The 20,570-nt window shown below is 43.7% G+C and carries 19 protein-coding genes; 9 read left to right on the top strand and 10 right to left on the bottom strand.

The features are described from left to right. Nucleotides 1–8: 8 nt before the first annotated feature. The 6 genes from R2Q85_RS18655 to R2Q85_RS18680 all read left to right on the top strand — a co-directional run bounded on the left by R2Q85_RS18655 (nucleotide 9) and on the right by R2Q85_RS18680 (nucleotide 3,109). The gene (locus R2Q85_RS18655; protein WP_316813304.1) at nucleotides 9–767 is read left to right on the top strand and encodes a Rossmann-like and DUF2520 domain-containing protein; all 759 of its coding nucleotides are present in this window, start codon (nucleotides 9–11) and stop codon (nucleotides 765–767) included. 42 nt (nucleotides 768–809) lie between these two features. Next, nucleotides 810–1,142, top strand: a complete 333-nt coding sequence (locus tag R2Q85_RS18660) for a 2Fe-2S iron-sulfur cluster-binding protein (protein ID WP_316813305.1) — start codon at nucleotides 810–812, stop codon at nucleotides 1,140–1,142. A gap of 26 nt (nucleotides 1,143–1,168) precedes the next feature. After that, nucleotides 1,169–1,411: a Fe-S cluster assembly protein IscX gene (iscX, locus tag R2Q85_RS18665; protein ID WP_015809018.1), complete on the top strand. Its 243-nt coding sequence runs from the start codon at nucleotides 1,169–1,171 to the stop codon at nucleotides 1,409–1,411. A gap of 2 nt (nucleotides 1,412–1,413) precedes the next feature. After that, the gene (locus tag R2Q85_RS18670) at nucleotides 1,414–1,941 is read left to right on the top strand and encodes an HAD-IIIA family hydrolase (RefSeq protein ID WP_316813306.1); all 528 of its coding nucleotides are present in this window, start codon (nucleotides 1,414–1,416) and stop codon (nucleotides 1,939–1,941) included. A 110-nt stretch (nucleotides 1,942–2,051) separates the two neighbouring features. Beyond that, a complete protein-coding gene (locus tag R2Q85_RS18675) occupies nucleotides 2,052–2,459 on the top strand; it encodes a hypothetical protein (protein ID WP_316813307.1) in 408 nt (135 codons plus the stop codon). Nucleotides 2,460–2,539: 80 nt separating this feature from the next. Then, nucleotides 2,540–3,109, top strand: coding sequence for a Maf family nucleotide pyrophosphatase (locus R2Q85_RS18680; protein ID WP_316813308.1), 570 nt, complete (start codon nucleotides 2,540–2,542; stop codon nucleotides 3,107–3,109). Here R2Q85_RS18680 and R2Q85_RS18685 read toward each other — a convergent pair. From R2Q85_RS18685 to R2Q85_RS18720, 8 genes are all read right to left on the bottom strand, one after another. Next, nucleotides 3,095–4,012: an exopolyphosphatase gene (locus R2Q85_RS18685; protein WP_316813309.1), complete on the bottom strand. Its 918-nt coding sequence runs from the start codon at nucleotides 4,010–4,012 to the stop codon at nucleotides 3,095–3,097. The two genes, R2Q85_RS18680 and R2Q85_RS18685, sit on opposite strands and share 15 nt — an antisense overlap. Nucleotides 4,013–4,051: 39 nt before the next feature. Next, nucleotides 4,052–4,789 carry a DUF72 domain-containing protein gene (locus R2Q85_RS18690; RefSeq protein WP_316813310.1) on the bottom strand — a complete coding sequence of 246 codons (738 nt, stop codon included), beginning with the start codon at nucleotides 4,787–4,789 and terminating at the stop codon, nucleotides 4,052–4,054. 95 nt (nucleotides 4,790–4,884) lie between these two features. After that, nucleotides 4,885–6,045 carry a molecular chaperone DnaJ gene (gene dnaJ, locus R2Q85_RS18695; RefSeq protein ID WP_316813311.1) on the bottom strand — a complete coding sequence of 387 codons (1,161 nt, stop codon included), beginning with the start codon at nucleotides 6,043–6,045 and terminating at the stop codon, nucleotides 4,885–4,887. A 7-nt stretch (nucleotides 6,046–6,052) separates the two neighbouring features. Next, nucleotides 6,053–6,625, bottom strand: a complete 573-nt coding sequence (locus R2Q85_RS18700) for a nucleotide exchange factor GrpE (protein ID WP_410478900.1) — start codon at nucleotides 6,623–6,625, stop codon at nucleotides 6,053–6,055. A gap of 170 nt (nucleotides 6,626–6,795) precedes the next feature. Continuing rightward, nucleotides 6,796–7,479 (bottom strand): cell division ATP-binding protein FtsE, encoded by a 684-nt coding sequence (locus R2Q85_RS18705; protein ID WP_316813313.1) that lies wholly within the window; start codon nucleotides 7,477–7,479, stop codon nucleotides 6,796–6,798. Nucleotides 7,480–7,481: 2 nt separating this feature from the next. Then, entirely contained in the window at nucleotides 7,482–7,685 is a 204-nt protein-coding gene (locus R2Q85_RS18710; RefSeq protein ID WP_316813314.1) for a fructose-6-phosphate aldolase, read from the bottom strand. A gap of 47 nt (nucleotides 7,686–7,732) precedes the next feature. Then, nucleotides 7,733–9,616: a gliding motility-associated C-terminal domain-containing protein gene (locus R2Q85_RS18715; RefSeq protein ID WP_316813315.1), complete on the bottom strand. Its 1,884-nt coding sequence runs from the start codon at nucleotides 9,614–9,616 to the stop codon at nucleotides 7,733–7,735. A gap of 72 nt (nucleotides 9,617–9,688) precedes the next feature. Beyond that, the gene (locus R2Q85_RS18720; RefSeq protein ID WP_316813316.1) at nucleotides 9,689–10,708 is read right to left on the bottom strand and encodes an acyl-CoA reductase; all 1,020 of its coding nucleotides are present in this window, start codon (nucleotides 10,706–10,708) and stop codon (nucleotides 9,689–9,691) included. Nucleotides 10,709–10,785: 77 nt separating this feature from the next. On the opposite strand from R2Q85_RS18720, the gene R2Q85_RS18725 reads away from it, so the two are divergent. After that, nucleotides 10,786–11,136: a 4Fe-4S dicluster domain-containing protein gene (locus R2Q85_RS18725; protein ID WP_316813317.1), complete on the top strand. Its 351-nt coding sequence runs from the start codon at nucleotides 10,786–10,788 to the stop codon at nucleotides 11,134–11,136. 50 nt (nucleotides 11,137–11,186) lie between these two features. Here the strand turns inward: R2Q85_RS18725 and R2Q85_RS18730 are convergent, their stop codons facing one another. Then, nucleotides 11,187–11,642 (bottom strand): universal stress protein, encoded by a 456-nt coding sequence (locus tag R2Q85_RS18730; RefSeq protein WP_316813318.1) that lies wholly within the window; start codon nucleotides 11,640–11,642, stop codon nucleotides 11,187–11,189. A 106-nt stretch (nucleotides 11,643–11,748) separates the two neighbouring features. Between R2Q85_RS18730 and R2Q85_RS18735 the strand changes: the two genes are divergently transcribed. Both R2Q85_RS18735 and R2Q85_RS18740 read left to right on the top strand, forming a co-directional pair. After that, nucleotides 11,749–12,531: a C40 family peptidase gene (locus R2Q85_RS18735; RefSeq protein ID WP_316813319.1), complete on the top strand. Its 783-nt coding sequence runs from the start codon at nucleotides 11,749–11,751 to the stop codon at nucleotides 12,529–12,531. Between the two features lie 60 nt (nucleotides 12,532–12,591). Next, nucleotides 12,592–18,498 (top strand): carboxypeptidase regulatory-like domain-containing protein, encoded by a 5,907-nt coding sequence (locus tag R2Q85_RS18740; RefSeq protein WP_316813320.1) that lies wholly within the window; start codon nucleotides 12,592–12,594, stop codon nucleotides 18,496–18,498. Between the two features lie 73 nt (nucleotides 18,499–18,571). Here R2Q85_RS18740 and R2Q85_RS18745 read toward each other — a convergent pair whose 3' ends face one another. After that, nucleotides 18,572–20,566: a SusD/RagB family nutrient-binding outer membrane lipoprotein gene (locus R2Q85_RS18745; protein ID WP_316813321.1), complete on the bottom strand. Its 1,995-nt coding sequence runs from the start codon at nucleotides 20,564–20,566 to the stop codon at nucleotides 18,572–18,574. Nucleotides 20,567–20,570 lie beyond the last annotated feature (4 nt).

The raw sequence follows: 20,570 nt of genomic DNA on the forward strand, positions 1-20,570 counted from the left end.
CTATTCTGATGAAGATTGTTTGTATAGGTTCTGGTAATGTAGCCACACATATGGCTAATGCCTTTAAAGAAAACGAAGCTGATGTGATCCAGGTATGGAGTAAGGATCCTGCAAATGCAGCGACCCTGGCCTTTGAAACGGGTGCCCAGGCCATTTCGGATCTGAAAGATATAGACCTGAACGCTGATTTGTACCTGATTGCCGTAAAGGATGATGCGATTGCAAAAATCGCCAGGTTTTTAAAGGAGGTGAACGGTCTGGTGGTACATACTTCAGGGGCTACTGAGATGGAGGTGCTTTCTGGAATTAAAAACTATGGGGTGTTTTATCCATTACAGACTTTTTCTAAGGCAGAACCTATAGATTTTATCCACGTACCCTTATGTCTGGAAGCCAATACAGAAGAAAATATGAGCCTGTTACAGCTGGCAGCGATGAAACTCAGCCCCTTGATTTATGAGGTAAACACCGGGAAACGCAAGGTATTACATTTGGCAGGTGTTTTTGCCTGTAATTTTGTAAACCACATGTACAGGCTGAGCCAGCAGATTGTAGAAAAGCAAGGGCTGGATTTTGAGATACTGAGACCGCTGATCATGGAAACTGCAGTAAAGGCACAAAACGCCTTACCGGAAGATGTACAGACGGGGCCGGCCATAAGGAACGATAAACAAACGATACTAAAACACGAAGGCTTGCTGCAAAAATCGCCCCATTTGCAGGAAATCTATAGAATTTTAAGCAATAGCATTAAAAAAACACGATAATCTTATAATTACGGTTTTTGGTGCTTATTTTTGAAGCAGATTATGAGTATTTTTAAATTAAAGATAAATTTTGAAGAGCAGGGAAAAGAAACAGTTGAATTGCCGATTGCCGGAGGGGAATCCGTTTTAGATGTTTGCCTGGATCATGGCATAGAACTGCAGCACAATTGTGGTGGTGTATGTGGTTGCAGCACCTGTCATGTATATGTAACTAAGGGAATGGACGATATTCAGGAAATTTCGGACAAAGAGGAAGATTTTATCGACCGTGCTGTCCGTCCGAGGATCAGTTCCCGTCTGGGCTGCCAGTGTGTGGTGATCAGCGGTGATATTGAAGTGACCATTCCTGATCAGTCTGAATTTTTAGGCCATTAATAGTAAAAGATTAAATAAGAGATAACATGCAAGATAAATTTGCCCTGCCAATTTACTGGAACGACCATGAGGATATTGCTCAGGAGTTATATGAGAAGTTTGGTGATGATTTTAACGAAGCCAAAATATACCGCATCAGGTTTACCGAATTGTTAGACTGGGTACTGTCGCTGCCTAACTTTAAAGGTACGCGTGAAGAAAGTAACGAAGGACACCTGGAGCAGATCCAGTCTGCCTGGGTTTACGAGTGGAGAGATAATCAGAAATAGCGATGTTTTTGGAACAGTTAAAGCTGATTACCACTTTTATCTTTGATGTTGATGGCGTGTTGACCAATGGTGACATCATCGCGTCTGATTCGGGCGAGTTTTTACGGACCTTTAACATCAAAGATGGTTATGCGCTTCAGCTGGCCGTTAAACGAGGATACCGGGTTTGTATCATCTCAGGAGGTACCGGTGCTGCCATGCAAAAACGCTTTGAGGGCCTGGGCATACCTGATATTTTTTTAGGGGTTACAGATAAGGTTGCAGTGTACCATAACCTGCTGGCCAGGCACAGCATCAAGGCTCCTGAAATCCTGTATATGGGAGATGACATCCCTGATCTTAAAATTATGCAGCTGGTAGGTTTGGCAACCTGCCCTTCGGACGCTGTTCCGGAAATTAAGGCCATATCCCAATATATTTCTCCTTATACGGGCGGTAAAACCGCTGTACGGGATATCATAGAAAAAGTACTTAGGGTACAATCCAGGTGGTTTGACGAAAATCCGTCCGCTGCCGATTCCGGCAAATAAATTAATTTTGATTTGCAACAATTATGTTACATCTCAAGGTTAAACCTATTGTATGGTAATGATCTCTAATCACAGAGTTTACCATAACTCATAACCATAAAAATATAAACATGAAAAAATTATTGATGATTTGCGGACTGTTATTTAGTGTAGTAACGTTTGCACAAGCCCAGCAAGGTGGCGGCGACCGTAAAATGCCATCACCGGAAGAAAGAGCACAGCGAAGTGCAGAACAGCTGACCAAGAAATTAAGTTTAACTGAGGATCAGAAAACAAAAGTTACAGCCATCTTTTTAGAGCAGGCAATTGCGATGAAAAAGGTGCGTGAAGAAAGCAAAGGTGACAGAGAGGGCATGATGGCCAAGATGAAAACAGCAAATGATGAAAATGATGTAAAAATCAATGCATTGTTAAACGATGATCAGAAAAAAGCTTTTGCAGAATGGAAAGCAGAGCGTGCTGAAAACATGAAGAAAAGAATGGGCGGTAAAGGCCCTGCTGCTGGTGGCGCCCAATAATTTAAAAAAATACCTAAATAATAAAAGCGGCCTTGTGTCGCTTTTGTTATTTTAGCAGCAGATTAAAGTACTGTCTAAATATGTATCAGCAAAAACACCCACTTATCCTTGCTTCGAAATCCCCGCGCAGGCAGGACCTGATGAACGCGATGAACCTTAATTTTAAAGTGATGCTAAAAGATGTTGACGAAAGTTACCCGGATCAACTTTTGCCTGCAGAAATTGCCGTTTATATCGCCGAAAAGAAAGCCGCTGCCTTTGCCGCAGACAGTCTGGACAGCCTTGTGATCACTGCTGATACCATTGTGGCCCTGAACAGCGAAATACTGGGGAAGCCCGAAGATGAGGCACATGCAGCAGCTATGCTGACTAAACTTTCAGGAGGCAGCCACCAGGTATATACCGGCGTAAGCTTAAGTTATGCCGGTAAGATCCTATCTTTTTGCGACAAGACCGAGGTGTTTTTTAATGTACTTACACCTGCACAGATCAGCTATTACATTGAGCACTATCAGCCTTTGGACAAAGCCGGGGCTTATGGGATACAGGATTGGATAGGTCTGGTCGCCGTAGAAAAACTGATCGGTTCTTATACCAATGTAATGGGACTGCCCACAGAAAAGCTATATAAGGCCTTAGCTGATTTCTGATGGGCTAAGGCTGTGCAATACACCCATTTTTAAATCGTAAGTAGACAGCGAGAGTCGCTGGATGCCGCTGGCCTCCAGTACATAATCCGTTAAGATTGCAGCAATGACGATCATGTCTACCCTTAATTTGATCAAACCTGGCATATTTGCTCTTTCCTGGTGCCTTGAAGCGATCAGGACCTTAGCCAGGTGCTGATAGGCCGGGATATTCATGGGGGCATAACTGGTCTCATTTAAGTTCAGCTGCTGGTCGATCATTCCCGCAAAGGTTTCAAATGCTCCTGCCGATCCGATCAGCTGCTTAGGCTGGTAAATACTGCAGGCTTTCTTTAAGCCGCTAAGCTCCTTGTCTAAATGGGCGATTATAGCCGACTTGTCCATTTCATTGATAGGATCTGAATGGAAATGGGCCTGCATTAAACGTGCAGCACCAATGTCATAGCTTTTTTTCCAGAGCAACTCATCAGGATTTCCGATAATAAACTCGGTACTTCCCCCGCCGATGTCCATGATCAGGGCATTTTCGTTAATTGCACCGCTTGCTTTTACACCGTTAAAGATGTAGGCTGCTTCTTCATCTCCTGTAATCACTTCAATATCAATACCCGCATAAGATTTAGCCGCCTTTACAAAATTGGCCCCATTGACTGCACTGCGGATGGCAGAAGTGGCTATGGCTTTTACCACATCCACATCATGTTTTTCTATTTCCTGATAAAAACTTTCCAGCGCTAAAAGTCCGCGTTCATAAGCTTCGGGAATGATGATGTTTTCGTTAATCCTGCCCTCGCCCAGTTTTACGGGGATATTGGTCTTGTAAATGATCTGGATTCCATTGGGCTTTATTTTAGCGATGATCAGATGGAAGGTATTGGTGCCAAGGTCGATAACAGCTGCAGTCATGGAGTTTTTTTCGTTTTAGATGGTCAAAACCAGAATTTGTTACGTGTTCCGGATGTTATTCAGGTAATTTTTAAGCTGGCCGGCATTTATTAATGCAGATGTACCCCAGGTATTGTTAAAATATACAAAAGAAGGCTTATTTATTTTTAATAATGCTGCTGCAAAAGATTTGATCTCTGCAAGACTATACAAAGACTTAAATAAAATGGGTTTACCATGAAAACGGTAATAAATAATGGAGTTATTGTCGGTAATTTCGTCGGGAAGCGCAGCAGGGTGGCTTACTCCGCTAAAAGTGATGTTATTTCTCTGCAGGGCTTCCATTACATCCGCCCGCCACCAGCTGATGTGCCTGAATTCTGCAACATTGTTAAAGCTAGGCTGCAGACCTTCTAAAATGCCCTGTAAGTTGGATTCAGTATACATAAAGCTGGGGGGCATCTGGAACAATATACAGCCTAGCTTTTCTTTCAGGCCTTCACTGGCTACCTGGTAAAAATCGTTAATAAGCTCACGTGCATTTTTAAATCTGCTGTAATGGGTGATGGTACGGGGTGCTTTAATGCTGAAAAGAAAATCAGCGCCACTGGTGTCGTACCAGGCAGCGAAACTTTTTAAAGTAGGCTGTCTGTAAAATGATGAATTGATCTCTATGGTGTTGAAATGCTGACAATAGAATTCAAACCATCGCCTTTGTGGCAGGCCTGGGGGATAAAAGATTTCCTTCCATTCCTTATAATAGAAACCTGAACAGCCGATTCTTAAACTATGATCCATCAGATGACTCTTTATGGGGATAAACAAGGATCTGCGCTTAAAGTTTGGCCCATAAAAAAAGCCGCTGTGTAGCGGCCTTTCATAAGTGTTATTTATTATTCAAAATATTCTTTCATTTTTTCAAAGAAGCTTTTATCGTTTTTGCCCGGCTGGGGCTTAAAGTTTGGAGATTCTCTCAATCGTTCCAACATGGCCCTTTCTTCAGCACTTAAAGCCTTGGGTGTCCAGATATTCACGTGAATGATCTCGTCCCCACGGTGGTAGGAGTTGATCTCAGGAATACCTTTTCCTTTTAAGCGCAGCAGTTTTCCACTTTGGGTACCTGGTTCAATTTTAATCTTTGCCTTGCCATCAATGGTAGGTACCTCGGCACTATAGCCCAATGCAGCATCTATGATAGATACATGCAGATCATAGACCACATTATTGCCTTCGCGTTTCAGGGTTTCATGAGGGATCTCCTCAATCAATATGATCAGATCGCCCGGAATACCACCATTAGGGGCTGCATTTCCTTTTCCGCTCATGCTCAGTTGCATGCCGTCGCTTACACCTGCAGGGATATTGATGGTAATGGTTTCTTCCCCTCTTACCACACCTTCACCATGGCAGGAACCACATTTTGCTGTGATCTGCGATCCGCTGCCGTTACAGGTAGGGCATGTAGAAGTGGTTTGCATTTGCCCCAGGATGGTATTGGTAACCCTGCGTACCGCACCACTTCCGCCACAGGTTTTACAGGTGCTTACCGATGAACGGTCTTTAGCGCCCGTACCGTCGCAGGTTTTACAAACGATCTGCTTGTTAACTTTTATTTTTTTCTCGGTGCCATTGGCAATTTCTTCAAGCGTAAGTTTTACTTTGATGCGCAGGTTACTGCCTTTAGCTACACGACGGCCGCCACGCGATTGCTGGCCACCGAAGAAACTTTCGAAGGGGCTGCCGCCACCGCCACCAAAAATATCTCCAAACTGGCTGAATATGTCTTCCATGTTCATTCCGCCACCACCATAGCCACCACCTGATGCACCACCTACACCTGCATGACCATAATGGTCGTAACGTTGTTTCTTTTCAGGGTTACTCAGTATTTCATAAGCCTCAGCGGCTTCTTTGAATTTATCTTCAGCAGCCTTATCATTCGGGTTTTTATCCGGGTGATACTTAATGGCCAGTTTACGGTAAGCCTTTTTAATCTCGTCAGCAGATGTGTTTCTGGATACGCCAAGCACATCATAATAATCTCTCTTGCTCATAAAAATATTAACTACCTACTACTACTTTGGCAAAGCGGATCACTTTGTCGTTTAAGGTATATCCTTTTTCTAATTCATCCATTACTTTTCCCTTCATGTCCTCGTCTGGCGCAGGTATTTTAGTAATTGCTTCGTGATAGTCTGTATCAAAAACGGCATTGATGCTTTCTATATCTTTCAGTCCTTTCTGACTCAGAATACTTTTCAACTTGCTGTGTACCAGTTTGAGCCCTTCTCTGATAGAATTGATATCTACAGCAGTTTCCATTGCTTTATCGGCACGGTCAAAATCGTCCAGTACAGGCAAAAGGGAAACGATGACATCTTTACCGGCTGTTTGCAGCAATTCTATGCGTTCTTTTTGTGTACGGCGTTTATAATTGTCAAATTCTGCAAATAAGCGCAGGTATTTGTCGTTTAAGGCTGCATTTTCCTGTTGCAGTTTTTCTTCTGCAGAAATTTCAGCTGTATTTTCGTCAGTAGCGTCGGCTGCTGTTTCAGTGCCTTCGTTTTGCGCCTCCTCTGTGTTGTTTATCAATAGATCTTCAGCGTTAGCAGCTGCAGGGTCTTGATTTTGCATAGTTGTATCTTGATTATCGTGTTTTTTCTTCTTGCTAAACATTGTATAGTAGAATTTTGGTTATAAACTCAAAAGCTTTGCCAATGAGAAATTATCAGTCATGCTGTCAGTTTTAAAAAGAAAAGAAGCACAGAATGGCTGATTAAGAAAAATTTTGTCAGCAAACGGACTTAAACGATCTGCGCATCTTCATGAACAATGCCACTTTCGCATTTGATGATACGGGAAGGAAAGGTCCGGATGATGTGGTAATCATGTGTGGCCATTAAAACCGCAGTTCCGCTCTGACTGATCTGTTTCAGCAGCATGACAATTTCTTCTGAAGTATCGGGGTCAAGGTTTCCTGTAGGTTCATCGGCCAGGATGATCTCCGGGTTGTTGAGCAAGGCCCGGGCAATCACCACCCGCTGCTGCTCCCCGCCGGAAAGTTCATGGGGCATTTTTTTGATCTTTGAGCGCAGGCCAACTTTTTCCAGTACATCTTTAATCCGCTCAATGATCAGGTTTTTGTCCGTCCATCCCGTTGCTTTAAGCACAAATTCCAGGTTCTTTTCTACAGTCCTGTCGGTCAGCAATTGAAAGTCCTGGAACACAATGCCCAGTTTTCTCCGTAAAAAGGGAACTTCTTTGTTGCCTAGTTTCTTTAAATCAAAACCTGCAATCTGTCCATCACCATTGCCAATGTGAAGATCGCCGTAAATGATCTTAAGCAGGCTGCTTTTTCCGGAACCAGTTTGCCCGATTAAAAAAACAAACTCCCCCTTGTCAATATTTAAATTAACGTTCGACAAAACGAGATGCTTTTGCTGAAATACATCTACATTCTTTAAATTTATAACTGTGCTTCCTGTCATGTTCAGATATCTAATTTAGCAATTTGTCCAAAAGGCAAATCATTTACAAAATTCATAATGTAAGGCAATCGATCAGTCAGACCCAGTTTCTCCAGGGATTTGTCTGGCCGGTCTACCCTGAAATATGCCAGTAAGGTAAATTTATCATCCCTCAATTGTACATAATCCGGAATCTTGGCAATGCCTTTTACTTTAATAACATACATCGCTCAAAAATAGTATTTCAAAATGAGATTTAAGACATCCGATCCATTTATCTGATCAGCATTACTGATCCGGTAAGGGGTTTTAGTTCCGGATTCAGCTGAATGATATAATAATAAACCCCTGCAGGCAGGTCCTCATTTCTGTATTTACCGTTCCAGGATTTCAACCCGCCCGAACTTTCAAAAAGGAGCCTTCCATAGCGGTTCATTATTTTTACATTGGAACCGGCATAGGTATCAATTGAGTTAAGGTTCCAGAGGTCGTTCCTGCCATCGCCGTTAGGGCTGAAGGCATTCGGAACAATTACCGTTTTGTACACTTTTACAAATACCTGATCAGAGGCACTGCTGCAGCCCAGTTTTGAAATTGCATTCAGGGTATAGGTGATGTCCCTGCTTGGCGAGGCTACCGGGTTGAGCAGGTAAGGATCATTCAGGCCTTCGGCTGGCGACCAGAAAAAATCAACATGATCACCAACCGCGCCATCTAAAACGATTTGCTGACCTTCCAGGATCTTTTTATCCCCGCCTGCAAATGCAGTAGCGTTTTCATTTACGATAACACTGACCGTGGCACTCGATTCGCAGCTTCCGTTAGACACCGTAACCGTATAGGTCGTACTCAGTTCAGGGCTGGCCATAGGATTGGCAACGTTTATAGCAGATAAGCCTGTAGCTGGCGACCATTTGTAAGTGCTCCCGCCAGCGGCGTTTAATTGTACCGTTGTACCCCTGCATATAGGGTTAACGGGCGCAACGGCAGCAATAGGACGCGGTATGACATGGATTATGGTATGGCCTTCCACCACACAATTTGCGGCAGAAGTTATGGTTACTGTATAAAGGCCCTGCATCTGGGCGCTGGCATTGTCGATGACTGGCGATTGTTCGGCAGAATGGTAATTGTCCGGTCCTGTCCATGCATAGGTTGCCCCGGGTATCCCGGATAAGTTTAACGCAATCTGATCGCCAACACAAAATGTAGCAGCAGCTGGTAAAACAGGTACTGGTAATGGATTTACAAGAACTGTAATGGGTAAAGATAAGGTCCGGCAGGCAGCCGTGCCGAAATTCGCTGGCTCAGCGGCAGCCAGGCGATATTGGTAGCTTCCGGCTACGGCCTGAACAAATTTAACGTTAAGCGTAGTACCGGTTTCATTTGGGATGTCATTCCATCCACTTGCCGTATTTATTTGCCATTGGTATTGAAGCGTAGTCGATCCGGTTACCTCCACCTTAAAATTGTAGTCTTTGCTTTCACCTGCACATAGGTTTTGTGTAGTCAGGTTCGTATTGTCCACCGATGGGGTTAGTTTAGGACCGCATGCCCTGAAAGTGATGTCATCCAAAGCGATGTCGTTGCCGGTTCCGCCCGGTCCGTTGTTGGTGATCCTGATTTTTACCCGGTTTACATTTCCGGTAGTATGAAATAAAAAACCATACTGCTTCCAGTCACTGGCACTCCCTTCCGGGATGTCACCGGTATTATATGGAGCTGCTAAAGGCAGATTGTTAAGCGTGAGGATGGAAAAGGTAAGGTTTGGCTTTTTACCACTGTAAGTAAGCAGGTTAATCACCCATGCTGCAAACTCATAGGTTGTGTTCGGGCAAAGGTCTACAGGAACTTCAGCTTCATAAAATACACCCGGAATATCATTTGCATTCACAATCATCAGGTAACCATCAGGATCATTCGGAGTATGGTTACTGATCTGGTGCCAGCTTCCCACGTGCATACCGGCCGTGGTTTTTGTAATGGTGTAGCTTCCGTCGCTGGGTGTGCCGGAACCGTTAAAATTGTAGGTGGTGCTGTTTGTCAGAGCGGGGCCAAAGTTTGGGGCTCCCCGGCCAAAATCGTTATTCACTACCGGATCCCCTAAGGAGCCGGTGCAGGTCTGGGAGCTGGCACTATCGATGATGAAAAATAACACCGGTAGCAGGTAAAGGAAAATTCTGGCCTTAGGTTTCAATATTGCTTAAAAAGCTCAAGTTAAGGTATTTAATCAGATTTTATTCAGGAAAGCTATAGTGTTCACATTATCGGCATAGTCCCAGAGCCTGGGCGTTTGGCTCTGTCCAAATTTTAATACCGGTATATCCAGCTCCAGGGGTACATTACTCACTATGCATTGAATCTCTTCCGCTTTGTCTTTTAACGTTTTTTCTACCTGTTCCACATTGGCATAGCTTTCATAATATAAAACCGACAGGGGCGAAGAGAGACTTTCTCCTTCTGTCAGCAACAAAAAGCCATTGTCGTAATGGTGTTTCAGGTTAACCAGGTAAATGGATTTATTGTAATCGTAATTGTTATTGTATTTGAAATGGTTGATGATGTCCTTAAAGGGCGCTATGGGTTCAAAAAAGTGTTTAATATCATATCCCTCAGGGATATAGAGTTTCGATACATTTCTGCAGCCCAAACCAAAATAATCAAAAATATCATGTCCCAGCTGCGCCAGTTCTTCCCTGCTTTCCTTTCCATTGATCACCGCTACACTGTTTCTGTTCTTCCTGATGATATTGGGGCCTTTGCCAAAATAGTATTCAAAATATCTTGAAGTATTGTTGCTGCCGGTTGCAATCACTGCATCAAATTCCTTTAGCCGTTCTACATAAACAATACGTGCTGCCAGCAGGGGTTCAATTTCCAGCAGGCGTTTCAACAACGCGGGCAATAGCTTGTCATCCGCAGAAGATAGTTTAATTAAAGCCGTATTACCTGTTGCCAGTACTGAAATTACATCATGAAAACCAACCAGAGGGATATTGCCGGCCAGAATCAGTCCTACTTTTTTAGGGCTGCTGCTCAGCTCGATGTCCTTGAACCAGGTTTCCAGATCCTCGGGGTTCAGCATTTTATGTAAGGCTGTTAATGCCCTTTCTACCTCAGCTGCGGTAAACCATGCATTGCTGTTTGAAGCTGATAAGACCAGGTTTTTGAAGTCCTGATCAGGATCAATCATAAAATCACTAAGTTTTTTTAATGCAATAATTAGTTTTTCGCTATTAAGGATTGGCATATTCCAGTAATTTTTAAAGTTTATGTGTTATATTTGCTGCTGCAAAGTTAAACTTAGCAATAGATATAGACGAAGACATGGCTATTAAAATAACAGACGAATGCATTAACTGCGGAGCATGTGAGCCTGAATGCCCAAATAATGCAATTTATGATGCAGGCACAGCCTGGAGATTTTCTGATGGTACCAATTTAAATGGTATTATTGATTTTGGAGGTAAGGAAATGGATGCAGAAGCTGCTCAGGAAGCAGTATCTGATGAAGTTTACTATATCGTTTCCGATAAATGTACAGAATGTAAAGGCTTTCATGATGAGCCTCAATGCGCAGCGGTATGTCCGGTAGATTGTTGTGTTGATGATGAAGATGTACGCGAAACAGAAGATCAGCTTCTGGCTAAGAAAGCCTGGTTACACCAGGAAGGATAGTCTGAATTAAATAAAACAACAAAAAAGGCGCTGTTAAGCGCCTTTTTTGTTTATACTTTTTCTTCATACTTATTAGGCACAATCAAAACCGGGCAGGCCGATTTCCTGGCTACATGTTCTGCCACACTGCCCATCAGGAAATGGTAAATGCCAGTGCGGCCATAGGTTCCGATCACGATCAGGTCCGAACCCCATTCGTCAGACTGTTTGATGATGCCATGCGCGGCACTGTCTACCACACTGAGGTAAGTAGTTGGAATGCCATGGCTGAATTTAGACTCTATTTCCTTCAATAATATATGGCTGTTTTCTTCACTATTGTCATAGGCCTCCAAAAAAACGGGCGCAAGTGTCAGGTCCGGGTTGATATTGGCAGGTATGGGTTCTATAATATTGACCAATGCAACTTCTGCCCCAAAGGTTTTTGCCACTTCATAACCTGTCTTGGCAGCCTTTTCAGAACAGGTACTGTTGTCGACAGCAATTAAAATCTTTTTGAGGTTCATGATATTTAGATTAAAGGTTAAATTACAGTAGACAAACAAAATCTCTACGCTAAAAATAACAAAATTACCCGGTAAAAGTTTAATTTTATGGCATTGATTTTTAAGTATGGAACAACAATACGGGATTTGCAAGGTAGCTGTGGCACCTATAAGAACGGAACAATCTGATCAGTCTGAGATTTCCTCACAGTTGTTATTTGGTGATCATGTAGAAATACTGGAGCAAACTGACCGCTGGCTCTTTGTCAGAAATGCCTATGACGGCTATGAAGGCTGGATGGATTTTAAACAGCTGAGCAGTTTAAGCTCGGAGCAATACGCCGCACATCATCACTACCATACGATGGCTCCGGCACAAGCTTTAAACGTTATCACTGCAGCAGATGGCAGTAATTACTACCTCTCGCCAGGCAGTAAACTTCCGGCTTATGCAGCTGGTTTCTGTTACCTCGGAACAGATCAGTTCCAGGTTTCCTTTACGCCTCATCAGCCGGACCCTGTACCTTCAGCAGCCAATATCACTGCCACAGCACTGTTTTTTAAAAATGTGCCTTACCAATGGGGGGGGCGGACGCTGTTCGGGATAGACTGCTCTGGTTTTGTGCAGACGGTATTTAAATTAAATGGGATTCCCTTAAAAAGGGATGCCTGGCAGCAGGCAGAGGAGGGTACTACGGTTGATTTTTTACCGGAAGTACAGGCTGGTGATCTTGCTTTTTTTGACAACGATAAAGGACGGATCATACATGTAGGCCTCATGCTGAATGCAAATGAAATCATACATGCATCGGGCAGGGTAAAAATAGATACCATGGATGGGGAAGGCATATTCAGTACCGAACTGGGCAGGTATTCGCACAAGCTCAGGATTATTAAGCGATTTATTTAAAATTGTATAGATTTATGGAATCGACAAATTGTTGCATCCATATAAGATAAATACAATTTTATGAAGCATCTTTTACGCTCAATCCTGGCTGTTGCACTGGCTTTAAACTTTGGTTATGCACAGAAAAAGCTCAGCAGCAGCCAACAATCTGGTTCTTATACCTTTATTTACAAGCTGACAGATCAGGAAGCCTTTAATGTGGCTTACAGAACAAAAAGCGTCATCAATGACAGCTTTTTCCATACCCTAGTCGATTCGTTTTACAATGCAGGCAATAAACCCTATGCCAGGAAGCTGCCCTTTGGCAATTATTTATATGTAAGGGCGGTAAAAAATGAACTTCAGTACCGGCTTAACCCCGAAAATAATGTAAACCTTCAGTTCATCAACAACAGGAAAGACTTTCAGTTTACTGTTACCGATCTGAAAGGAAAGCCCGTAACCGATGCTGTGGTAAAAGCAGGCAAGCATAAAACCATAAGATACGATAAGCAGGCTGGTCTGTACAGTGCAGGATCGGCTGCAAAACACCCGATAATTACGGTTAAATATCAGGGGCTAAGCAATTATTTTACTTATGAAGAAGAAGAAAAGCACCGGCCCTACCGCACAGGTTTTTTTAAAAAGTTATTTAAGCCAAAGCGTTATGGCAGCAGTTACAGCAAAGCCAAAAAACCGAAATATACAGGATATATGGTATTTAACAAGCCCATGTACAAACCATTGGATACCGTTAAATTTAAGGCGTACCTGCTGGACAATAAAGGCGGGGCCATCCATAACAAAGCGTTAAGGGTAGCCCTCTATAAAGATTACAAAGGGGAGGGAACCTTGCTGACTACCCTGAACCCTTACCGGGATGGCGGATATGTATACAGTTTTGTACTGGCCGACAGTTTGCAGCTTACTCTAGATAAAAATTACCGCATCGTTTTAAAAGAACAGCATGGAAAGGAATGGAAAGAAATTTACCAGGGCAATTTCCGCTATGAAGATTATGAACTGAAGTCAGTTAATTTTACGGTTCGGAGCGATAAAGAAATCCACAGTCCGGGAAGCCCGGTCAGCCTGTTCCTAAAAGCCAGTGATGAAAATGAACTGGCCGTTCCCGATGGCAGGGTAGAAGTGGTCCTGAACACCAGTAATGCTTCAGATTTTTACGGCCAAAAGGTTTTTGTAAAAGATACCCTATGGAAAACCAATCTTGTGCTCGATCCCATGGGGGAGACTAAACTGGTCATACCCGACAGTATTTTCCCAAAAGCAGACCTGAACTTTACTGCTTATTTTACCTTTTTAAACAGCAACAATGAACGCCGGACGGCCAGTAAATCCCTAAAATACCAGGTTAAGGACCGTAGCATCAGACACGTATTCAAAAAAGACAGCCTGTACCTCGACTACGTGGTAAAAGGGAAATCTACCCCGCGAAAGGCCCTGATTACGATGGATTATCCTTATGGCGGGGATACAGATACCCTACAGGTGATGTTTCCTGCAGCCATTAAAATGAATTACCGGGGCAGTGATTATGAGATCAGCATGGCTGACGGATACCGGGAAACGATATACCTGGAAGATTTAAAGCCTGCAATCAGTGTGACGGCCGTACAAAGTAAAGATTCTTTACGGGTACAGGTAAGCAATGAACATAAAGTGCCCTTCTGGTACAGCATCTTTTCTGACCATCGTGTATCTTTAAAAGGCTATGCCACCCGCTTAGATACCATTATCAAACACAGCTCGGCAAAGGCTGTCCACGTTAAACTGAACTATATCTGGGACGAAGAAGAACAAAGCACAGAAACCAGTGCTTTTTACCGGCCCAATATTTTAAATGTCCGGCTTTTGGCGCCGGAAGTGGTTTATCCGGGCCAGACGGTAAATATGCAGGTTAAGGTAACCGATGTGAACAATATACCTGTTGCGGCCACAGATGTTACGGCCTATGCCTATACTTCCAGGTTTAAGAACGGTTACGGTGCTAACCTGCCTTACTTTGGAAAACGCTTTTTTGCCCGCAAGCTAAACCGGGAATTTGAAGCTGAAGACCTGAGTACATCCGGGGCGCTGCGGCTGAACTGGGAAAAATGGAGCCGCGAACTGAAACTGGATACCATAGCATATTATAAATTTAGCCAGACCAGGGATCTATATGTGATCAAAGAACAAGGAAAGGATACCAGCAGTGCTGTTTTCGCACCCTTTGTGGTTAAAGATGGGGCCATCGAACCAGTGCATATCCTGTACATTGACGATCAGCCCGTCTATTTTAGCCAGGCAGATCAGTTGCAGCGCTATGCTTTCGCTGTCAGGCCGGGCAGACACGACATTCGCATGCGCACAACCGGATACACCGTTCATCTGGACGATTTTGAACTGCCAAAAGGTAAAAAGACCATCTTAAGCGTGGCCGCCGATGTGCACAATTCGAAAGCCGATGTAAGCATTTCGCCTCATGTAATGACCAATGATGAAGCTATGTTGTTGAACAAATATATGCTCCGCATAACGGATAATTTTAAGGGCGAGAAAACCACGCTAACTGCCGGAAGTACCGAACACTTGTTAAATTTCCAGGATACCACGGCTGCTGTTGCTGCACAGCAACGCTTGATGGAGTACTATGCAAAACCGGCAAATAATAGCAGTGGCTTACTGGCCGGCCCTTTTTCAGAAAACCTGCTCGAGTTTAAATCGGGTGCCCTGCGCCAAAATTTTATTAAAGAACCGGGGTACACCTATACCTTTTTGCCGGGCCTGCTGAAACAAAAGTCCTATCCAGGATACTACGCTTTTAAGACCAGTTTAAATGCCGCTGCAGGAGCAACGGATTACAAACAATATCCTTTAAAAAAGGGAGAAACAGACAGCATCTGGAATGCTTATCTCGATCTCCGGAGCAGGACAACCGCATTGTTTAATAACGGCTATGGTGGTCGTAAAAACTTTGGCCGGCTGGTGATGAAGCTGGATACCAGTATGTCCAATCAATTGCCCTATTTAAAAAACATCATCATCTATAAATACGATGAACCCGATTTTTTACAAGTTTATCCTGGCAATACAAGCCAGTTTAATGCATTGGAGCAAGGCCGGTACCGGATCATTTATTTATTTAAGGATAACCGGTACTTTGTTGCGGAACAGGTAGAGATTAAAACCGGAGGGATCAATTCCTTTGAATGGAAAGGGATGAAGATCCTTGGCTCCGATCAGCTGAGTAAAAAATTAGACCAGCAGGTGAAATCGGTAAATATAGGCCGGAACAGCAGCAATCCTGCAAATGTGCAGCAGGAGATTCTGGAAGGTCTTAATGAGCGGTATTTTGACAAAGCTATACTGACGGGTAAAATGAGCGGAAGGGTGATTGATGCCGGCTCTAAACAGGCTATACCAGCTGCCGTGGTAAAAATAAAAGGAGCCAGTTACAGCACCCTTACTGATGCCGAAGGCCGTTTTAGCATTAAGGTTCCGAAAAGGGGGAAATTGCTGGTCTCCAGTATAGGTTATGAAACCCGGGAGATTTCTGCTGCTGATGCTTATATCGGTGACATTCCGCTTGATGCAGCCAGCTCTGCGCTGGAAGAAGTGGTGGTAGTAGGCTATGGGACACAGAAAAAACAGAATTTAACCGGAGCAATTTATGCCCTTCGTGAAGATATTACGGGCAGCCTGGCTGGCAGGGTTGCGGGTGTTGCTGTTTCCGGTGGGCAAAGGGAACTGATGATCAGGGGTACAAACTCTATGTCAGCAGCCCAGAAGCCGCTCATTCTGGTAGATGGCTTGCCATTTGACGGGGATGTGAGCAGTCTTGATCCCGCTGACATCGAGGCTATGAATGTATTAAAGGATGCTTCTGCCACCGCTATTTATGGGGCCAGGGCAGCAAATGGCGTGATCATCATCAAAACCAAAGCTGGTCTTGCCCGGGCAAATCCTGCCGGAGCGCTGGTACAGCAGGAGCAAACCATGCGCCGTAACTTTTCTGATTATGCCATCTGGCAGCCCCAGTTGTTCACCGGTGCAGACGGCACCGCTGCATTTAGTGTTAAATTTCCGGACGACATCACCAGCTGGACCACCAAATTACTGGCTATAAATGGCCGTAAACAGGGAGGCGTTGCTGAAACCAGCATCAGGTCTTTTAAAGTGTTGAGTGCCAATTTTGTATCGCCAGCTTTTGCCTTGCAGGGCGACAGTATAAGGGTAATCGGTAAATTGATGAATTATAGCAACACAGCAGAAACTGTAAACAGGAAGCTCAGCTATAACGGAAATGAACTGCTAAACAGCAAAGTCAATTTTAAAAACGCAAAAATTGATACCGTCGCCATAGTAGCCATGGGTGCCGGCTTGAAAGTACATCCAGACCAGCTGAATGTGCTGGATAGCCTTAATTTTGAATATACCATGAAACAGGACAATGGATATTTTGATGGGGAAATCAGAAAAATACCTTTGTTCCAGACCGGTGTTACCGAAACCAAAGGTTTCTTCCATGCGCTAAGCCGGGATACTTCCATCACCTATACATTTGATCCTGCCCTGGGCAAGGTTACCCTAAGGGCAGAAGCCTCCCTGTTCCCGACCCTGCTCGATGAGCTGGAAAAACTGCGTAAATATGAATACCTGTGTAACGAACAGCTGGCCTCTAAATTGAAAGCCCTCCTGCTCGAAAAATCCGTGAGAAAATACCTTGGCGAAGAATTCAAAGAAGAAAAGAACATCAGGTACCTGCTTAAAAAGCTCCAAGACAATAAACGCCCCGAAGGAACCTGGGGCTGGTGGCAAAACAGCAGTGAAGAACTCTGGATCAGTCTGCATGTTGTAGAAAGCCTGTTGGATGCACAGCAGCAAGGATATGCAGTGGTACTGGATAAAAACAAACTTTACCGCTACCTGCTGGATAAAATGGCCGGTTCAGCAGATTTTGACCAGATCTACGGCATAAAGCTGCTCCACCTGTTGAACGAAAAACACTACCTGAACGATTGGATCACCGCCATAGAAAAAAACCGCGCCCTGGAGGAAGCCAGAAACGCAAGAGAAAGAAAAGCCAACTCCAGCATTCCGGCACTACCTGAACAGCCGCTGTTCGAAAAACTGCAGTTGATGCAATTGAAACAGCAGGCAGGCATGGCAGTGGATGTGAAATGGCTCCTCAGCAAAAAAAATGAGACCATGTTTGGCAACAGCTATTGGGGAACGGAGGGCCGGCACTTTTGGGACAACAGCATCCAGAATACCCTGCTGGCCTACCAGATCCTGAAAACCAATGGCCAGTACAAAGATGAGCTGGACCGCATTCAGCGTTACTTTCTGGAGCAGAGAAGGGATGGGCAATGGCGCAATACCTACGAGTCTTCCCTGATCCTGGAAACCATTTTGCCTGGTTTAATGGTTGCTCCGGGTAAAAAACCGGCCCCGGCATCGCTTAGCCTTAACCAGGCCGAATCCATCACTGTTTTTCCATTTAACCGGACACTGGCGCCCGAAAAATTAACCATCAGCAAGAAAGGTGATGCACCGGTTTATTTCACGGCCTTCCAGCAGTTCAACAATCCAAAGCCTGAAAAAGTAAGTAAAGACTTTACCGTAAAATCCTGGTTTGATCAGCAGGGAACCGAAGTTAAACAGCTGAAAGCGGGAACCCTGGCCAATCTGCAGGTAGAAGTAGAGGTACGTGCCGATGCAGATTATGTGATGATCGAGATCCCCATCCCGGCAGGCTGTTCTTATGAGCAAAAGCTGCAAAGCTTCTGGGGTGTAGAAACACACCGGGAATATTTTAAACACAAAACCGCCATCTTTTGTACCAAACTTAAAAAAGGAAAATATCGTTTTTCCGTACAGCTGATGCCGAGGTATTCTGGTAACTACAGTTTAAACCCGGCTAAGGCCGAGATGATGTATTTCCCGGTATTTTTTGGCAGGGAAGGCATGAAAGGGATAAAAGTTTTGTAAATAGGAAAAGCAAGCATGGCTTGTTTTGTTTCGAATCCGAAACAAAACAAGCCATGCTTAACCAGAACTGATGTTACTTCAAATAATTTTGATACTCTGCATCTGTGGCACAATCCCACCAGATAGGCATAGACCAGATATTTGGATCACCGGCATGAGGATTTAAAGCAAGTGTATTTATAGAATTGTACTGTATTTCATATACCGGAGGTAATGCCCAACGGCGCATCCAATATCTTGGATCAGTTTTACCAGCACCGGTTAATTGAGCGTTACCCGTAAATAAGGGCCCCCTGTCATAACCAGGATAAACAACCCCAAAAGATCCTACATTCCCTGCGCTAAAATTAAAACGACGCATATCGTTCCAGTTTTCAATGCTGCATCCCATTGCGACATATTTTTGTAGCATAATGTCCTGCATGGTTAAAGCACCTCCGCTCTGAGCAACTGCATTACTTGAAAGATAGGTAGAAATGTCATTTGTGTTCATTGGTTTCATGTCCGGATTGGTTGTACCATAGGTACTTTGCCAGTCGCTCAATTTTGCCTGCATCATATTCAGATGCGCCTCTATTCCTTTTTTATAGGCTGTATAGGCATTGCCGGTTTCGCCTTTTCGCATATATACCTCAGCTTGTATAAAGCACATTTCATGGTAGGTTAAAATCTCAAAATCAGAAACCGGATGAATTTGGTATGAACCGGTAGAGCCAACTACACCAGCATCAAATGCGTCCTTATTAACATACCAGTTCACATCTGTTTGAGATTGTGCTACTATACCTGATGTGGCAATGGAGTTACTGCGTAAGCTTACATAAACCGTATCGCCGGCATATACATAATTAGTACTGTTGACAAACATCGAACCAATCGGATAAGTAACGGTTACATCATTTCCGCTAACAGTATAAGTTTTTCCTTTAGCAGCTAAAGAAGCAATAAAATTGGCCCTGTCAGCTGCGATTGAAATGGTATACTTTATCGGTGTATTTGCTGTAGCGTAAGTTGGCGTTACAATAGAAGTAGGGCTACCTGCTTTCAGCAGTCTTGCTGCAGAGCCATAAGAATCTACACCTATAGAACGGCTCCAGGTATAAGAGGCTACTTTTTTATTGGCATCCAGTTTAACATTAGACATGGAAGCAGGTACGATTTTAGTCATCCGGGGATCTATTGCATTTGAACCACGCATATTTGTTAACAAATTGTAATAGAACTGAGAAATACGCTGATTGTTACCATAACCTGCATAATTAAAGTTTCCGTTTGTTACTATAGGATCGCCAATTAAATAATCAGTTACCGTGCTGTTATTAAGACCCTGTTCTACTACATTATCAGCAATGGATTGTGGCCCTTTTGATAAACAGTAGAGAATGGAATCCGCATTATATAAATCCGATTTTTTTGACAGCTTAAGCATGTAACGGGCTTTCAATCCCCAGCATAATTTTATCCATTTGGCCGCATCACCTTTGTTAATCATGTCACCGGCTGCAAGCGCAGTTGCCCCTGTTTCCTGTGCTTTACCGAACAGGCCGATGGCTTCGTTCAATTTTGCCATACATCCATAATAAATGGTTTTGCCGTCATCAGGTTTAGGGCTTGGATTTCCTGTTGCTGCCTCGGTATACGGCATTTCGCCATATAGGTCGAGCATTTGCATATAACCCATTGCATGGAAAACATTGGCCGCAGCCATATAATGATAAGCGCCCTGTTTTTTAGCGGTATTGTACATATCCTCTACGTTCGAAGATGTGGCCACAAACCATGTTTGATAGGGAGTGGTGGAATTAGCATTGGAACATTGCCATGTAGTAGAAAACGTATTTTGAGTAGCTGCAATGGCATAATAAACACCAGCCTGGCAGGCTGTACGGAAATTAGTAACCCCTGCCGAGTACATATAAAAGTGCTGAATCCAGGGTAACCTGTTTTCAACCTTTACGGTAAGGTTGTTTGGGTTATCAGGATCTACGTTAACATCCAGCCATTTTTTACAGGAAGTTACCCCGGTCACGAGTATGCACGCGAGTATAATATATTTTAATTTTTTCATGATT

The organism is Pedobacter heparinus (genome assembly GCF_032678725.1).
Classification (GTDB): domain Bacteria; phylum Bacteroidota; class Bacteroidia; order Sphingobacteriales; family Sphingobacteriaceae; genus Pedobacter; species Pedobacter heparinus_A.

What these genes read in the sequence shown, in the direction of transcription:
- R2Q85_RS18705 (WP_316813313.1), bottom strand. Translation starts at nt 7,479, where the DNA reads ATGACAGGAAGCACAGTTATAAATTTAAAGAATGTAGATGTATTTCAG.
- R2Q85_RS18685 (WP_316813309.1), bottom strand. Translation starts at nt 4,012, where the DNA reads ATGACTGCAGCTGTTATCGACCTTGGCACCAATACCTTCCATCTGATC.
- iscX (WP_015809018.1), top strand. Translation starts at nt 1,169, where the DNA reads ATGCAAGATAAATTTGCCCTGCCAATTTACTGGAACGACCATGAGGAT.
- R2Q85_RS18725 (WP_316813317.1), top strand. Translation starts at nt 10,786, where the DNA reads ATGGCTATTAAAATAACAGACGAATGCATTAACTGCGGAGCATGTGAG.
- R2Q85_RS18745 (WP_316813321.1), bottom strand. Translation starts at nt 20,566, where the DNA reads ATGAAAAAATTAAAATATATTATACTCGCGTGCATACTCGTGACCGGG.
- R2Q85_RS18735 (WP_316813319.1), top strand. Translation starts at nt 11,749, where the DNA reads ATGGAACAACAATACGGGATTTGCAAGGTAGCTGTGGCACCTATAAGA.
- R2Q85_RS18680 (WP_316813308.1), top strand. Translation starts at nt 2,540, where the DNA reads ATGTATCAGCAAAAACACCCACTTATCCTTGCTTCGAAATCCCCGCGC.
- dnaJ (WP_316813311.1), bottom strand. Translation starts at nt 6,045, where the DNA reads ATGAGCAAGAGAGATTATTATGATGTGCTTGGCGTATCCAGAAACACA.
- R2Q85_RS18730 (WP_316813318.1), bottom strand. Translation starts at nt 11,642, where the DNA reads ATGAACCTCAAAAAGATTTTAATTGCTGTCGACAACAGTACCTGTTCT.
- R2Q85_RS18660 (WP_316813305.1), top strand. Translation starts at nt 810, where the DNA reads ATGAGTATTTTTAAATTAAAGATAAATTTTGAAGAGCAGGGAAAAGAA.
- R2Q85_RS18690 (WP_316813310.1), bottom strand. Translation starts at nt 4,789, where the DNA reads ATGGATCATAGTTTAAGAATCGGCTGTTCAGGTTTCTATTATAAGGAA.
- R2Q85_RS18675 (WP_316813307.1), top strand. Translation starts at nt 2,052, where the DNA reads ATGAAAAAATTATTGATGATTTGCGGACTGTTATTTAGTGTAGTAACG.
- R2Q85_RS18670 (WP_316813306.1), top strand. Translation starts at nt 1,414, where the DNA reads ATGTTTTTGGAACAGTTAAAGCTGATTACCACTTTTATCTTTGATGTT.
- R2Q85_RS18710 (WP_316813314.1), bottom strand. Translation starts at nt 7,685, where the DNA reads ATGTATGTTATTAAAGTAAAAGGCATTGCCAAGATTCCGGATTATGTA.
- R2Q85_RS18700 (WP_410478900.1), bottom strand. Translation starts at nt 6,625, where the DNA reads ATGCAAAATCAAGACCCTGCAGCTGCTAACGCTGAAGATCTATTGATA.
- R2Q85_RS18740 (WP_316813320.1), top strand. Translation starts at nt 12,592, where the DNA reads ATGAAGCATCTTTTACGCTCAATCCTGGCTGTTGCACTGGCTTTAAAC.
- R2Q85_RS18720 (WP_316813316.1), bottom strand. Translation starts at nt 10,708, where the DNA reads ATGCCAATCCTTAATAGCGAAAAACTAATTATTGCATTAAAAAAACTT.
- R2Q85_RS18655 (WP_316813304.1), top strand. Translation starts at nt 9, where the DNA reads ATGAAGATTGTTTGTATAGGTTCTGGTAATGTAGCCACACATATGGCT.